The 13,989-nt window shown below is 62.1% G+C and carries 12 protein-coding genes; 4 read left to right on the top strand and 8 right to left on the bottom strand.

The window, feature by feature from the left end; translation table 11 throughout:
- Positions 1 to 43 precede the first annotated feature (43 nt).
- From FFM53_RS18140 to FFM53_RS18130, 3 genes are all read right to left on the bottom strand, one after another.
- Positions 44 to 3,244 carry an efflux RND transporter permease subunit gene (locus FFM53_RS18140; protein WP_027663841.1) on the bottom strand — a complete coding sequence of 1,067 codons (3,201 nt, stop codon included), beginning with the start codon at positions 3,242 to 3,244 and terminating at the stop codon, positions 44 to 46.
- Between the two features lie 119 nt (positions 3,245 to 3,363).
- A complete protein-coding gene (locus FFM53_RS18135) occupies positions 3,364 to 4,554 on the bottom strand; it encodes an efflux RND transporter periplasmic adaptor subunit (RefSeq protein WP_138386780.1) in 1,191 nt (396 codons plus the stop codon).
- Between the two features lie 46 nt (positions 4,555 to 4,600).
- Positions 4,601 to 5,413, bottom strand: a complete 813-nt coding sequence (locus FFM53_RS18130; RefSeq protein WP_138386779.1) for an alpha/beta hydrolase fold domain-containing protein — start codon at positions 5,411 to 5,413, stop codon at positions 4,601 to 4,603.
- 164 nt (positions 5,414 to 5,577) lie between these two features.
- On the opposite strand from FFM53_RS18130, the gene FFM53_RS18125 reads away from it, so the two are divergent.
- Positions 5,578 to 6,489 carry a LysR family transcriptional regulator gene (locus FFM53_RS18125; RefSeq protein ID WP_138386778.1) on the top strand — a complete coding sequence of 304 codons (912 nt, stop codon included), beginning with the start codon at positions 5,578 to 5,580 and terminating at the stop codon, positions 6,487 to 6,489.
- 279 nt (positions 6,490 to 6,768) lie between these two features.
- Here the strand turns inward: FFM53_RS18125 and FFM53_RS18120 are convergent, their stop codons facing one another.
- Together FFM53_RS18120 and FFM53_RS18115 are read right to left on the bottom strand one after the other, a co-directional pair.
- Positions 6,769 to 7,671, bottom strand: a complete 903-nt coding sequence (locus FFM53_RS18120) for an SDR family oxidoreductase (RefSeq protein WP_138386777.1) — start codon at positions 7,669 to 7,671, stop codon at positions 6,769 to 6,771.
- A gap of 87 nt (positions 7,672 to 7,758) precedes the next feature.
- A complete protein-coding gene (locus FFM53_RS18115; RefSeq protein WP_138386776.1) occupies positions 7,759 to 8,502 on the bottom strand; it encodes an SDR family oxidoreductase in 744 nt (247 codons plus the stop codon).
- A gap of 119 nt (positions 8,503 to 8,621) precedes the next feature.
- Here FFM53_RS18115 and FFM53_RS18110 point away from each other — a divergent pair, with 119 nt between their 5' ends.
- Genes FFM53_RS18110 through FFM53_RS18100 form a run of 3 tightly spaced genes read left to right on the top strand, consistent with a single transcriptional unit; the run spans position 8,622 to position 10,555 of the window.
- Positions 8,622 to 9,530 (top strand): LysR family transcriptional regulator, encoded by a 909-nt coding sequence (locus tag FFM53_RS18110; RefSeq protein WP_138386775.1) that lies wholly within the window; start codon positions 8,622 to 8,624, stop codon positions 9,528 to 9,530.
- Between the two features lie 39 nt (positions 9,531 to 9,569).
- A complete protein-coding gene (locus FFM53_RS18105) occupies positions 9,570 to 9,884 on the top strand; it encodes a hypothetical protein (protein WP_012758722.1) in 315 nt (104 codons plus the stop codon).
- Between the two features lie 53 nt (positions 9,885 to 9,937).
- Positions 9,938 to 10,555, top strand: coding sequence for a DNA-3-methyladenine glycosylase (locus tag FFM53_RS18100; protein ID WP_138330176.1), 618 nt, complete (start codon positions 9,938 to 9,940; stop codon positions 10,553 to 10,555).
- On the opposite strand, the gene FFM53_RS18095 is transcribed toward FFM53_RS18100, so the two are convergent.
- Genes FFM53_RS18095 through FFM53_RS18085 form a run of 3 tightly spaced genes read right to left on the bottom strand, consistent with a single transcriptional unit; the run spans position 10,556 to position 13,776 of the window.
- Positions 10,556 to 12,097 (bottom strand): DHA2 family efflux MFS transporter permease subunit, encoded by a 1,542-nt coding sequence (locus FFM53_RS18095; protein WP_138386774.1) that lies wholly within the window; start codon positions 12,095 to 12,097, stop codon positions 10,556 to 10,558.
- Positions 12,090 to 13,319, bottom strand: a complete 1,230-nt coding sequence (locus tag FFM53_RS18090) for an HlyD family secretion protein (protein WP_138330174.1) — start codon at positions 13,317 to 13,319, stop codon at positions 12,090 to 12,092. Before FFM53_RS18090 ends, FFM53_RS18095 begins: the two co-directional genes overlap by 8 nt.
- On the bottom strand, positions 13,312 to 13,776 hold the full coding sequence (locus FFM53_RS18085; protein WP_003562008.1) for a MarR family winged helix-turn-helix transcriptional regulator: 465 nt from the start codon (positions 13,774 to 13,776) through the stop codon (positions 13,312 to 13,314). Before FFM53_RS18085 ends, FFM53_RS18090 begins: the two co-directional genes overlap by 8 nt.
- Positions 13,777 to 13,989: the final 213 nt, after the last annotated feature.

Below are 13,989 nucleotides of genomic sequence, written 5' to 3'. Positions count from 1 at the left end.
AGTTCCCGCCCGATTTACTCGACAAAGGAAGGTTGAATTCCGTTTATTCCGCCGCGAGCCGGATGACCTCCGCCTCTTCTTCCTTGTGTTCGTCCGGCTTGTGCTGGATGAGCGGACGGTTGCCCGTCAGCCGCCGCAGCAGCACATAGAACACCGGCGTCATGAAGATGCCGAAGAAGGTCACGCCGATCATGCCCGAGAAGACCGCGACACCCATGGCCGCACGCATTTCCGCGCCGGCGCCTGTGGAGACGACGAGCGGCACGACGCCCATGATGAAGGCGAGGGAGGTCATGAGGATCGGGCGAAGGCGAAGGCGGCTGGCCTCGATCGCGGCCTCCCGCGGCGTTCTTCCCTCGAACTCCAGTTCGCGGGCGAATTCCACGATAAGGATCGCGTTCTTCGCCGATAGACCGACAAGCACCACAAGACCGATCTGGGTGAAGATGTTGTTGTCTCCACCGGTGAGCCAGACGCCGGTCAGCGCGGCCAGCACGCCCATCGGCACGATCATGATGATCGCAAGCGGCAGCGTCAGGCTTTCATACTGGGCGGCCAGCACCAGGAAGACGAGCAACAGTGCCAGGGGGAAGACGACGATGCTCGAATTGCCGGCCAGGATCTGCTGATAGGTCAGATCCGTCCATTCGAAGTCGATGCCCGCAGGCAGGGTCTCGTGAAGGATCTTCTCGATTGCCGCCTGCGCCTGACCCGACGAGAAGCCCGGTGCCGGACCGCCGTTGATATCGGCGGCAAGGAAGCCGTTGTAGCGGTTCGCGCGTTCCGGACCGGTGCTCGGTTCCACCTTCAAGAGGGCAGAAAGCGGGATCATCTCACCCGATGCCGACCGGACCTTCAACTGGCCGATATCTTCCGGCTGGGCGCGGAATTTCGCATCGGCCTGCACACGGACGCTGTAGGTGCGGCCGAAGGCGTTGAAGTCGTTCACGTAGAGCGAACCGAGATAGATCTGCAGCGTCTGGAAGACGTCGGTGACGGAAACCCCGAGCTGCTCGGCCTTGGCACGGTCGAGATCGGCATAGAGCTGCGGCACGTTGATCTGGAAGCTGGAGAACAGCCCGGCGAGCTCAGGCGCCTGGTAGGCTTTTGCAAGCACGGCCTTGGTCGCCTCGTCGAGCGCCTGGTTGCCGAGGCCGGCACGATCCTCGATCTGCAGCTTGAAACCGCCCGTCGTGCCGAGACCATTGACCGGCGGCGGCGGGAACATGGCGATGAAGGCATCCTGGATGACGCCGAACTTCTGGTTCAGCGCCATGGCGATTGCACCGCCCGAGAGATCAGGCGTCTTGCGCTCTTCGAAGTCCTTCAGCGTCACGAAGACGATGCCGGCATTCGAGGAGTTGGTGAAGCCGTTGATCGACAGGCCCGGAAAGGCAATCGCATTGGCAACGCCCGGCTGTGCCAGCGCGATGTCGGTCATGCGCTTGATGACGTCTTCCGTGCGGTCCAGGCTTGCGGCATCCGGCAACTGGGCGAAGCCGATCAGATACTGCTTGTCCTGCGACGGCACGAAGCCGCCGGGGACCGTGCTGAACAGGCTGTAGGTCGCACCGACCAGCGCCAGGTAGATCACCATGACGATGCTCTTGCGCGACAACAGCCCGCCAACGCCCTTGCCGTAGGCATTCGAGCCCGCTCCGAAGACACGATTGAAGCCGCGGAAGAACCAGCCGAAGATAGCGTCCATGAACCGCGTCAGCCAGTCCTTCGGCTGATCATGGCTCTTCAGGAGAAGAGCTGCCAGCGCCGGAGACAGCGTGAGCGAGTTGAAGGCCGAGATCACGGTCGAAATCGCGATCGTCAGCGCGAACTGGCGGTAGAACTGACCCGACAGACCGGAGATGAAAGCAAGCGGCACGAACACCGCGACGAGCACCAGCGCGATCGCGACGATCGGACCGGAGACTTCCCTCATCGCCTTGTAGGTGGCAGCCCGCGGCGACAGGCCTTCCTCGATATTGCGCTCGACGTTTTCGACCACCACGATCGCGTCGTCGACGACGATACCGATCGCAAGCACCAGTCCGAACAGACTGAGCGCGTTGATCGAGAAGCCGAAGACATACATGACCGCGAAAGTGCCGATGATCGAGACAGGAACGGCGATCAGCGGGATGATCGAGGCGCGCCACGTCTGCAGGAACAGGATGACGACGAGGACGACGAGCGCGATGGCTTCGAGCAGCGTGTCGATGACCTTCTCGATCGAGGCCCGCACGAATTTCGTCGTATCGTAGACGATCTCGTATTTGACGCCCTCAGGCATGGCGAGCTGCAACTGATCCATGGTCGCGTTCACATTGTCCGCAATCTCGATCGCGTTCGAACCCGGCGCCTGAAGAACGGCGACGGCGACGGCCGGCTTACCGTCGAGCAGCGAACGCAGCGTGTAGTCCGCAGCACCGAGCTCGATGCGGGCGACATCGCGAAGGCGGGTGATCTCGCCATTGGCGCCCGTCTTGACGATGATGTTGCCGAACTCCTCGGGCGTGCGCAGGCGGCCCTGGGCATTGACGTTGAGCTGCAGGTCCACACCGGGCTGGCTCGGCGATGCGCCGATGATACCGGCGGCGGCCTGGATGTTCTGGGAACTGATCGCGCTGCTGATGTCGCTGGCGGCAAGATTGTGCTCGGCGGCCTTCTGCGGGTCGATCCAGACACGCATGGAATAGTCGCCGGCGCCGAAAACCTGCACCTGACCGACGCCTGCGATGCGGGCGAGCCGATCCTTGACGTTGAGGGTCGCGTAATTGCGAAGATAGGTGATGTCGTGATTGTTCCCGTCGGAGACGAGGTTGACGACCATGATGAAGTTGGGTGAGCTCTTGACTGTCGTGATGCCGAGCGAACGGACTTCCGCCGGCAGGCGCGGTTCGGCCTGTGAAACGCGGTTCTGCACGAGCTGCTGCGCCTTGTCGGGGTCGGTGCCGAGCTTGAAGGTAACGGTGACGTTGAGCACGCCGTCCGATGTCGCCTGGCTGGCCATATAGAGCATGCCTTCGACACCGTTGATCTGCTCTTCGAGCGGCGTTGCCACCGTTTCGGCGATGACGCTTGGGTTGGCGCCGGGATAGGTAGCGCGCACGACGATCGACGGCGGTACGACCTCTGGATATTCGGAAATCGGCAGCGCGCGCAGGCCGATCAGGCCGGCAACCAGGATGAGGACCGAAAGAACGCCGGCAAAGACCGGGCGGTCGACAAAGAATCTGGAGATGTTCATATCAAAGCCCTCTCCGGGGTGAACATGGATGCAAAGTCCCTCTCCGGCGGTTTGGGAGCCGCCGGCGGGTCGTATCATTTCGAGTATTGGCCCTCCCCCTCAGGGGAAGGCGAAAGTCTTTACTGCGCGGTCGCGACCTTCTCTTCCATCTGAGGCGCGACGACTGCGCCTGGACGGATGCGCTGCAGACCGTTGACGACGATCTTCTCGCCGACGTTCAGGCCGCCTTCGACCACCCGCTGACCGTCAGCCACTGTGCCGAGCTGGACCTGCCGATAGGCGACCTTGTTCTCGCCATCGACGACGAAGACGAACTTCTTGTCCTGGTCCGTGCCGACGGCGCGGTCACTGATGACGATCTTGTTCTCGGCCTTCGGCTGGCCCATGCGCACCCGCACGAACTGGCCGGGGATGAGACGCCCGCCCGGATTATCGAAGACGGCGCGAACGCCGATCGTGCCGCTTGATGCATCGACCTCGTTGTCGATCAGTTGCAGCTTGCCCTTGATCGGCGTGCCGCTGTCGGTCAGCGTGCCGACTTCGACCGGGATCTGCTCGACGGGAGGCAGGGCGCTGTCCGTCTGCGGAAGCTGGGCGAGCGCCCGCGTCACCATCTCTTCGCTGGCATTGAAGCTCGCATAGATCGGATCGACCGAAACGAGCGTCGTCAGCGCCGGCGAGGTCGAACCGGCCGCGACGAGGTTACCGGCAGTCACCTCGATCTTGCCGATGCGGCCGGAAACCGGAGCCCGCACTTGAGTGTAATCGAGATCGAGCTGCGCAGACTGCAGGGCAGCCTGCGCCGAACGCAGCCCCGCCTGAGCCTCAGCCAGCGAACTCTGGCGCTGATCGAGATCGCTCTGGGAGATGGTGCGGTTGTCGGAAAGCCTGCGGCCACGATCGAGTTCGGTCTGCGCCAGGCTGACCTTGGCTTCGGCCGAAGCGACCTGGCCTTGCGCCTGCGCCACGCTCGCCTGGTAGGGAGCCGGGTCGATGGTGAAGAGCAGGTCGCCCTGCTTGACCAGCGCCCCTTCGCGGAACGCCACCGAAAGGATGGCGCCGGCGACACGGGAACGCACCTGCACCCGGTCGACCGCTTCGAGACGGCCGGAGAAACTTTCCCAGGCCGTCACGTCGCGCGCCGCGACGACGGCAACCGTCACCGGCACTGCGGGAGCCTGCGCGGGGGCGGAAGCAGCCGTAGCGGTCGTGCTCATCGGCAATTCGAAAAACAATGCAGCGCCGGAAATGGACGCAACAAGGCCTATGCCGGCGCCCATCAGGGCCCAGCGCTTACTTCTGGACGTCATTAGTACTCTCCTTGCGGCTCTAGGCCGCCGAAATATCAGGTCTTCTTCAATGCAATTGCGGTTGGACGCTTACCTCCCGAAGGAAGCTTCCGAAATGGCGGCTGACGTTTTCCTGCCAGTCGGGCGCTCCGTCGGATTTCCCACCATAAATCGAGGGCCAGCCCGTCCCGGCGGGAAGGACATGCTGGCGCACACCGACGCCGGCCTGTTTCAGGCGGACACCGTAACCAATCGTTTCGTCGTGCAGAGGATCGTCCTCCGCGGTAAATATCAGCGCCGGCGCAACGCCGGATATACGCGAACAGAGGCAAGGCGCCGCATAAGGGTGGCAACCGCCGCCGCTCAGATAGTGGCTCCAACCTTCCGTCCAGCGCTGGCGCATGCCGATGGCTTCAGCCTTGCGGATCGAAGAGGTGCCCATGAAGGGATCGAGCAGCGGCGAAATCAGGACCTGGCCGTCGAGCGCGTCCGGCATCTGGTCGCGCGCCTTCAGCGCCACGCCGGCGGCGACATTGCCGCCCGCCTCCTCGCCGGCGACGAAGAGCAGCGACTTGCGGTCGCCGAGACCGGCGCGTTTGTTGGCGAGATAGGTGAAAACGGAGAAGGAGACTTCCAGCGCCTTCGGAAATAGATTGCCGGAAAGGCTGCTGTAATCGGCGGCAACGACGATGGCTCCGGCCTTGGCGAGGCTCATCGCCACCGGCCGGTCAACATTCTTGTCGCTATCCAAAAACGCGCCGCCATGCAGGTAGAGCACGATCGGCGGACCCTTGCCATAATCGGCGCCCTGGTAGATGCGTGCGGAAACGGGGCCGATGGCCACCTTATCCAGCATCATATCTTTCCATTCCACCGTCATGCTTCCGGTCTCTTCTATGTCGGCGACCAGCAGACAACGCCTGCCGCTTGCATTTTGTACAAAAAAGATATTGTTATTCCAACCAAGGAATAAGAAGCTATAACGCGATAACACTGTTCCAGATCTCGAACAATGGTGCAACGCAAACTGCGGATTTGAAACCGATGGATCAGCTCTCGGCAATGCGCGTCTTCATTCGCGTCGTGGAGACGGGCAATTTCACCCGCGCCGCCGACATGCTCGCCATGCCCAAGGCGACGGTGACCAATCTCATCCAGGGCCTGGAAGCGCATCTGCGCACCAAGCTTTTGAATCGGACCACACGCCGGGTCATGGTGACCACGGACGGCGCGCTTTATTACGAACGCGCCGCCCAGATTATTTCGGAACTGGAGGAGCTCGATGGCAGCCTTTCCAATTCGCAGAGCCTGCCGAGCGGACGGCTGCGTGTCGAGATGGCCGGCGCTTTCGCCGATTGGATCGTGGTTCCGGCACTTTGCGATTTCTATCAGCGTTATCCCGATATCCGTATCGACCTCGGTGTCGGCGACCGCACGGTCGATTATCTTGCAGAAAATGTCGATTGCGCGCTGCGGGCCGGCACGCCGGCCGACCAGTCGCTGATTGCGCGGCGTGTCTCCGAAGTCGAGATGATCACCTGTGCTTCGCCGAGCTACATCCAGAAATTCGGCATGCCCGAGCGGCCGGAGGATCTGGAGGCGGATCATTACACCGTCAACTATTTCCGCGCCCAGAACAACCGGACGCTGCCCTTCGAATTCCGCCGGCACAACGAGGTGATCGAGACCAGTCCGCGTTACATCGCCTCGGTCAACGATAGCCGCACCTATCTTACGGCTGCGCTGACGGGCCTCGGCATCGCGCAGGTACCGATCTTCATGGCGCGCGAGCCGATGGCAAAGGGCGAACTTGTCCGCGTGCTGCCGGACTGGCGTCGCGATCCGCTGCCGCTCTATGTCGTCTATCCGCCGAACCGCCATCTCAGCAACAAGGTCCGCGTCTTCGTCGACTGGCTGGTGAAACTTCTGGTCGAGGCGAAACTGAACGACGTCTGAGCGCTAAGACAAATACGGCCCGGAAGGCAGGGGAAACCTTCGACGGGCCGCAATCTGCAACTTTGAACATCAAGCCTGTCGCACCGTAGCAAGGGCGCGGCAGGCTCTGGAGGTTCGCAAAGAGAACGGCAGGGAATTCCACTCTCTCGCGATAAAGCAGATATACGCACTCCCCGCAGGATTATAAGGGAAAATTCCGCAATCGCGTTCACATATTTGCGATGACGGCTTGGCTCCTATGTTCCCGCGCGGTCCCCGCGCGCGGTGGCGAATTGGGTTTCAAATCCCGACGGCCGGCTTCAGCAAGTCCTCGAGGCCGATGCGGCGGAACAGTTCCGCCCGCACACGGTCGGCGACGCCGTTGACGATCTCCGCGCCGTCCTCGGAAGGATCGATATGGACGCGGAATGGCCGGGTGCCAAACGGCTTGCCGACGACATCGACGATGGCCGTGGCAACCGCGCCGGCATCGGCGTCGGCAGGTTCGAGCGCTGCCAGGCCCTGCAGCGCCTGTTCCGGCACGCCCTTGTAGGGCCCTTCATTGTATTCGGCGGCGCGGGCCGTATCGGCGGGCGAGCCGGAATGGGCGAAATGGTTGGTGCCCTTGGTGAAGGCGCCGGGCACGATGATCGAGGTCTCGATGCCCCAGCGGGTAAGCTCGCCGGCATAGGAGACGGCAAGTGAATCCATCGCCGCCTTGGCTGCGAAATAGGGCGAGAGGTAGGGAGGCGTGCCGCCGCGGCTGCTCGACGACGATACCCAGACCACCAGGCCCTTGCCCTGCTTGCGCAGATAGGGGAGTGCCGCGCGGTTGACGCGCTGGGTGGAGAGCACGTTGATGTCGAAGAGTTCGGCGAACTGTTCCGGCGTGAAGGCTTCGGCCGGGCCGAAGGACATATGGCCGGCATTGTGGATGATGACATCAAGGCGACCCGCATCGGCGATGATCCTGGCGATACCTGATACAACCGACGCGTCGGAGGCGACATCGAGTTCGACCGAGCGCAGATCGACATTGTTCTCCTTGGCGAATTCAGCCGCATCGGCGACGGCGGGAGCGTTGCGGCTTTCCGTGGCGCGCATGCCGGCATAGACGGTGTGGCCGGCCTTAGCGAGAGCGCGGGCGGTAAGCGCGCCGAAACCACTGGAAGCGCCTGTTATGACGATGACTTGCTTGCTCATGATCCTATTCCTTCTGGGTTCGATTGGGATTGCTTGAAGTGGAAACTTTGAGTTGGCGGCAGCCTGGAGACCGCCGCCGGTCTTTCGTCAGATCACGCCGCCATTGGCGCGCAGCGTCTGTCCGTTGATCCAGCCGCCGTCCGGGCCGGCGAGGAAGGCAACCGCAGAAGCGATGTCTTCCGGTGTGCCGAGGCGTTCCAGCGGGTTCATTTTCGCCGTGCGGGCGATGAGTTCGTCCGACTTGCCGTTAAGGAAAAGCTCGGTGGCGACAGGACCGGGCGCGACGGCGTTGACGGTGATGTTGCGGCCACGCATCTCCTTGGCCATGATCGCCGTCAGCGTTTCCACCGCAGCCTTGGTAGCGGCATAGACGCCGTAGGTTTCGAGCTTCAGGCCGACGACGGATGTCGAGAAGTTGACGACCCGGCCGCCGTCGCGCAGACGCCTGGCTGCCTCGCGCAGCGTATTGAAGGTGCCCTTGAGGTTGACACTGATCTGGCGATCGAAATTGGCGTCATCGGCCTCGGCAAGCGAAGAGAGCATCATGATGCCGGCATTGTTGACGAGCACGTCGACGCCGCCGAAAGCGGTTTCCGCGGCATCGAACATGCGGCGGACGGCTTCCGCATCGCTGACATCGGCCTTCGCCGTCAGCGCCTTGCCGCCGGCCTGCTCGATCTTCTTTGCCAGTTCCTCGGCCGGAGCGGCATTGCCGGAGTAATTGATGACGACGGTGAAACCGTCCTTGGCGAGGCGCTCGGCGACTGCTGCGCCGATGCCGCGGGAAGCGCCGGTCACCAGTGCGACCTTGCTGTTTTCGTGGGAAGCCATTGTCCTTCTCCTTCATTCTGCGCCGCAGCGCGTTTTCGATGAGGAGAAGATGCGCCTTTTCCTTTTGCGGATAATCTGGCATTCTTCGGCATCACTATCCGAGAATAACGAACAAACAGATGGACAGATTTGACGCCATGCGCGTGTTTTGCCGTATCGTGGAACGCCGCAGCTTCACGCTTGCCGCCGATGACACCGGTCTGCCACGCTCGACTGTCACCGATGCGGTCAAGGGGCTGGAAGCCCGCCTCGGCGTGCGCCTGCTCCAGCGCACGACGCGCCACGTCAGTCCGACGCTTGATGGCGAAGCCTATTACCAACGCTGCCTGTCGATCCTTGCCGATATCGAGGAAGCCGAAGGAGCCTTTGCCGGCGCCAAGCCGAAGGGCATGCTGCGTGTCGACGTGCACGGCACGCTCGCCCGCCATTTCGTACTGCCGAGCCTGCCGTCCTTCCTGGAGACCTATCCGGAGATCGAATTCTACATGAGTGAGGGCGATCGGCTGATCGATCTGGTGCGTGAGGGCATCGATTGCGTGTTGCGCGTCGGCACGCCGCAAGACAGCGACATGGTCGCCCGGCGCGTCGCCATGCTCGATGAGGTGACACTCGCCTCTCCTGCCTACATTGCCCGCAACGGCCTGCCGCAGCATCCCGATCGGCTTGCCGGCCATCGCATGGTCGGCTTCCACTCCAGCGGCACCGGCAGCCTGCTGCCGCTCGAATTCACCGTCGACGGCACGGTGCGTAACATCACCATTCCCGCCACCATCGCGGTCAACGCCGCCGAAAGCTATATCTCAGCGGCGAGGATGGGCCTCGGCATGATCCAGATCCCACGCTATCACGCCGAAGGAGATCTTGCCGCGGGAACGCTGGTCCAGATACTGCAGGACTTTCCGCTGACCCCGACACCGGTTTCCTTGCTTTACCCCCGCAACCGCCAGCTTTCGCCGCGCGTGCGCGTCTTCATCGACTGGCTGGTAAAGGTCTTCGCTCGACAAAATTCCGAAAACGCGCTTCACTAAATTGCGCCTTGCTAATATGAGCGCCCTCGGAGAACGGCCATGGCACTCAACGATATCACCGTCTACCAGACGGAAGACGGCTTCGTCGTCGAATTCGGCGGCGAAGGCGAAGACAGCATTGCCGTGACGCTGCGCAGCACGCCTGAGCTAACGTCGGAAAATGCCGTCTTGCGGGCCAAGGCCCTGCTTGCCGCAGCAATCGAACCTGCCCATGGCGACGGCGCGCGCAGCAAGGATCCTGCTTTGCTCGAAGAAGAGCTGGAAGAGGGCCTGGAAGATTCCTTCCCGGCGAGCGACCCGGTCTCGGTCACATCATCCTCGATCCCGATGCGCGATCCGAATGCGGGCCGCTGATGTCTCTGGCCGAAAAACATGAAGCGGTTTCGGGATGACGGCGAGCGCGCTGAATGTTATCTGCGTCTGATATGACCGATGGTGGAACGATATCAGGCGCGATCGGCGCCGGCACGCTCACCGGCGAAAGCCTCAGGGAATTTTTCGAGCGCGATGCGATCGCCGTCTCCCGCGACCTGCTCGGCTGCCATCTGACCGTGGACGGCGTCGGCGGGCGCATCACCGAGACCGAAGCCTATTTCCCCGATGACGAGGCCTCGCACAGCTTCCGCGGCCCGACCAAGCGCAACGGCGCCATGTATGGCAAGCCGGGCAATGTCTATATCTACCGCATCTACGGCATGTACTGGTGCCTGAATTTCGTCTGCCATCCTGGCTCGGCTGCACTCATCCGCGCCCTGGAGCCGGAAACGGGAATCCCTCTAATGATGGAGCGGCGCGGCACCGATATGCTGACGTCGCTCTGCAGCGGCCCCGGCAAGCTCTGCCAGGCGCTCGGCATCGACATCGAGATCAATGACAGGCTGCTCGATCGCCCGCCCTATGCGATCGCGCCGTCGGCCCCGGTGCCGATCGTCTCGGGAAAACGCATCGGCATCACGAAAAATGCCGAAGCACCATGGCGCTTCGGCATTCAGGGATCGCGTTATCTCAGCAAGCCGTTCCGCTGATCATTCCATGACGGCGCTGTGGTCGACGGCGGGTGCTGCCTTCGGCTTGCGCAACAGCAGAACCAGCGGAATGACCGCAAGCGACATCAGCATCAGCAGCTTGAAATCGTCCATATAGGCGATGATCGTCGCTTGCAGCGTGATGATCTCGTTGAGCGAAGCACGGCCGGCCGCCGTCACCGGGCTGAGCCCCTGCGCAGCCACCGCATTAAAGGCGTGGTTAAACGGCGTCACATAGGCGGCGATCGATTCATGATTGCTCTGCGTGTTTTCGACGATCAGCGCCGAGACGATCGAGATGCCGACCGCCGAGCCGATGTTTCGCGACAGATTGTAGAGACCGGTGCCGTCGCCGCGCATATGGGCGGGCAGCGTGGAAAAAGCGATCGTCGTCAGCGGCACGAACAGAAAGCCGAGGCCGGCGCCCTGGATGAAGCCGACCGAGACGATCGTCCATTGCGAGACGTCGGGTGTCCAGCCGGTCATGTCGTACATCGCCCATGCGGTGAGCCCCAAGCCGAGCGCCAGCAACGCGCGCGTATCGACCTTGCCGACCAGCCGCCCGACGATGAACATGCAGAGCATGGTGCCGAGCCCGCGCGGCCCCATGACGATGCCCGCGGTGATGACGGGATAGCCCATCAGCGTCTGCAGATAGGGTGTCATCAGTGCCAGTGAGGCGAGATAGGTAATGCCGACCACGAAGATGAAGATCATGCTGATCGAGAAATTTTGATCGAGGAACAGCTTCGGGTTCACGAAGGATTTCTCCGCCGTCAGCGTGTGCACGATCAGCAGATAGAAGGCTGAGGCGCAGATCAACGCCTCGAGCATGATCTCACCGGAAGAGAACCAGTCGAGCTGCTCGCCGCGGTCGAGGAAGAGCTGCAGCGCGGCGATGCCGAGGCTCATCATCCCGAAGCCGAACCAGTCCAGTTTGGCGAGCAGATCCCTCTTGGTCTCGGTGACGTAGACGACAATGCCCATGAAGGCCAGCGCGCCGATCGGCACATTGATATAAAACACCCAGCGCCAGCTGATATTGTCGGTCAGCCAGCCGCCGATGACAGGCCCAAGCACCGGCCCGACCATGACCGAGACGCCGAAAAGGGCCATGGCCGAGCCGCGCTCCTCGACCGTATAAATATCGAGGAGGATGCCCTGGGAAAGCGGCACCAGCGATGCGCCGAACAGGCCTTGCAGCAGGCGGAATGCGACGATCTGGTTCAGCGATGGCGCCAGGCCGCAGAGAACGGAGGCCGCCACGAAGCCGGCAATGGCAACGAGCAGCACGCGTTTGCGGCCAAACTTGGCGGCAAGGAAGCCCGACGGCGGCGTCATGATTGCCGCCGCGACGATATAGGAGGTCAGCACCCAGTTGATCTGGTCGGCAGAGGCCGACACGCTGCCCTGGATATAGGGCAGCGCCACGTTGGCGATCGTCGTGTCCAGCGCCTGCATGATGACGGCGAGAATGACGCAGGCCGTGATCGCGCCGCGATTGGCAATCGGCGTCGCCGGAGAAGCGGCAGCGTTACTCATGATCCTTGCCCTGAGGCCGGCCCAGAAGCTTGTTGACGAAATCAGGCAGGCCGCGGGCATGACCGGTCTCGACATCGACCACCGTGCTCATGCCGACACGTAGCGGCGGCTTGCCGTCGGTGTCCTCGATGCTGACGCGCATCGGAATACGCTGGACGACCTTCACCCAGTTGCCCGTAGTATTTTGCGCCGGCAGCAGCGAGAAGCTGGAGCCGGAGGCCGGGCTGATGCTCTCGATCTTGCCCTTCCATGTCACGCCGGGATAGGTGTCGACATAGATATCGGCCGTCTGGCCGGGCTTGACATAGGTAAGCTCGGTTTCCTTCGGGCTGGCGGCGATCCACAGATGGTCGGTGGCAACAAGCGAGAAGGCCTGTTGCGAAGCCTGCAGGTAGGAGCCGACCTGCAGCGCGTTGACATTGGTGACGATGCCGTCGAACGGTGCCTTGACGACGCTGTGGTCGAGTTCGCGCTGGGCATTGTCGACCTGCGACTTGGCCTGCAGATAGAGCGGGTTTTCCTCCACCGGCTGGTCGGCATTGCCGCCGAGCTGGGCGAGCGTCGTTGCGGCTTCCGCCTTGGCGACGGTCACCTTCTGCTGCGCGGCTTCCAGATTGTGCTTGGCTTCGTCATAGGCCGATTGCGTCGCGCTACCGTTGTTGACGAGGTTTTGCTGCCGGTCAAACTGATCCTGATAATAAGGCAGATCGGCTTGCGCCTGCGTGATCTCGGCAAGCGACTGCTGATAGCTGGCCTTGAGATTCATGATCTGGTTGCGCTGCGCGCCGAGCTGCGCCTTGGCGCCATCAAGCGCGATCTTGAAAGAATCCGACCGCAGGCTGAAGAGCACCTGCCCCGCCTTGACGGCCTCGTTCTCATGCACGTTGATCTGGTCGACGATGCCCGAGACGTCCGTGGTAAGTCCGACCATGTCGGCCTGGATATAGGCGTTGTCGGTCGACATCACCTGGCCGCCATTGACGTAATAATAACCGCCGACGACGAGCGCCACCGGCAGCAGGGCAAACAGGATCGGCCGCGTGAGACTGCGCCGGCGGCGGACCTTGTTGCCGCCAGGCGCAGCCACGGCGGCAGCCGGCGCTGAATTGGATGAAGGCGCTTCGGCTACCGTTTCCTGCTGTTTCGCTTCATTGTCTTCGACAGGAGTCTTGGTCTTGGCATTGGCGTCGGCAACGACGCGGAGGGGGGATTGATCAGCCATCGTTCGTCTCATTCTCGTCAACCGGGCTCCGGCATGCCTGAACCAGGTTCGTCTTCATTACGGATAGGATGTGGAAAAGCAGCTCGCGCTGCTCTGGCGAAACGCCTTGCAACGCTTCTGCGCGGGTGGTGTCGCCGAGCTCGCGCATTTCGGCGAGCAACGGGTGCGCCTCGTCGCGCATATAGAGCAGCCAGATGCGCCGGTCGGTCGGGTGCTGGCGGCGCTCGATCAGCCCGCGTTCGGCGAGCTTGTCGAGAATGCGCACCAGCGTGATCGGCTCGACTTCCAGGATTTCGGCAAGGCCGCCCTGATGGATACCTTCGTTATTCGAGAGATAGGCAAGCGTCTGCCATTGCGACCGTGTCAGCCCAAGGCACTTCGCGCGCTGCTCGAACCGCTTGCGCAGCAGCCGTGCGACGTCGTGGAGAAGGAAACCGAGGGTCGGAGTGGCGTTCATGAAACCTGTGACCGTTATTTATAAGCATCCTTATAATATCGGTAGATATATTGAGCATGTGCACTGCACAAGGGCATGGACGGCATATTCAGCAATGGCGGCTAAAATGCCGCAGACCGGGCCAAACATATCCTACAGTTTCTCCTTTCGCCGTTTACAAGCACCAGCCAGTAGTCGCAGCCCAGCTCCGCCCTAATTCTGCGGCAGGAACAG

The sequence above is a fragment of the Rhizobium indicum genome, from assembly GCF_005862305.2.
In the GTDB taxonomy this organism is placed as follows: domain Bacteria; phylum Pseudomonadota; class Alphaproteobacteria; order Rhizobiales; family Rhizobiaceae; genus Rhizobium; species Rhizobium indicum.
Note: the sequence above shows the minus strand (reverse complement) of the source record. Positions and strands in the feature narration are given on the sequence as shown.

What these genes read in the sequence shown, in the direction of transcription:
- FFM53_RS18110 (WP_138386775.1), top strand. Translation starts at nt 8,622, where the DNA reads ATGGACAGATTTGACGCCATGCGCGTGTTTTGCCGTATCGTGGAACGC.
- FFM53_RS18130 (WP_138386779.1), bottom strand. Translation starts at nt 5,413, where the DNA reads ATGACGGTGGAATGGAAAGATATGATGCTGGATAAGGTGGCCATCGGC.
- FFM53_RS18135 (WP_138386780.1), bottom strand. Translation starts at nt 4,554, where the DNA reads ATGACGTCCAGAAGTAAGCGCTGGGCCCTGATGGGCGCCGGCATAGGC.
- FFM53_RS18100 (WP_138330176.1), top strand. Translation starts at nt 9,938, where the DNA reads ATGTTATCTGCGTCTGATATGACCGATGGTGGAACGATATCAGGCGCG.
- FFM53_RS18090 (WP_138330174.1), bottom strand. Translation starts at nt 13,319, where the DNA reads ATGGCTGATCAATCCCCCCTCCGCGTCGTTGCCGACGCCAATGCCAAG.
- FFM53_RS18115 (WP_138386776.1), bottom strand. Translation starts at nt 8,502, where the DNA reads ATGGCTTCCCACGAAAACAGCAAGGTCGCACTGGTGACCGGCGCTTCC.
- FFM53_RS18095 (WP_138386774.1), bottom strand. Translation starts at nt 12,097, where the DNA reads ATGAGTAACGCTGCCGCTTCTCCGGCGACGCCGATTGCCAATCGCGGC.
- FFM53_RS18085 (WP_003562008.1), bottom strand. Translation starts at nt 13,776, where the DNA reads ATGAACGCCACTCCGACCCTCGGTTTCCTTCTCCACGACGTCGCACGG.
- FFM53_RS18105 (WP_012758722.1), top strand. Translation starts at nt 9,570, where the DNA reads ATGGCACTCAACGATATCACCGTCTACCAGACGGAAGACGGCTTCGTC.
- FFM53_RS18125 (WP_138386778.1), top strand. Translation starts at nt 5,578, where the DNA reads ATGGATCAGCTCTCGGCAATGCGCGTCTTCATTCGCGTCGTGGAGACG.
- FFM53_RS18140 (WP_027663841.1), bottom strand. Translation starts at nt 3,244, where the DNA reads ATGAACATCTCCAGATTCTTTGTCGACCGCCCGGTCTTTGCCGGCGTT.
- FFM53_RS18120 (WP_138386777.1), bottom strand. Translation starts at nt 7,671, where the DNA reads ATGAGCAAGCAAGTCATCGTCATAACAGGCGCTTCCAGTGGTTTCGGC.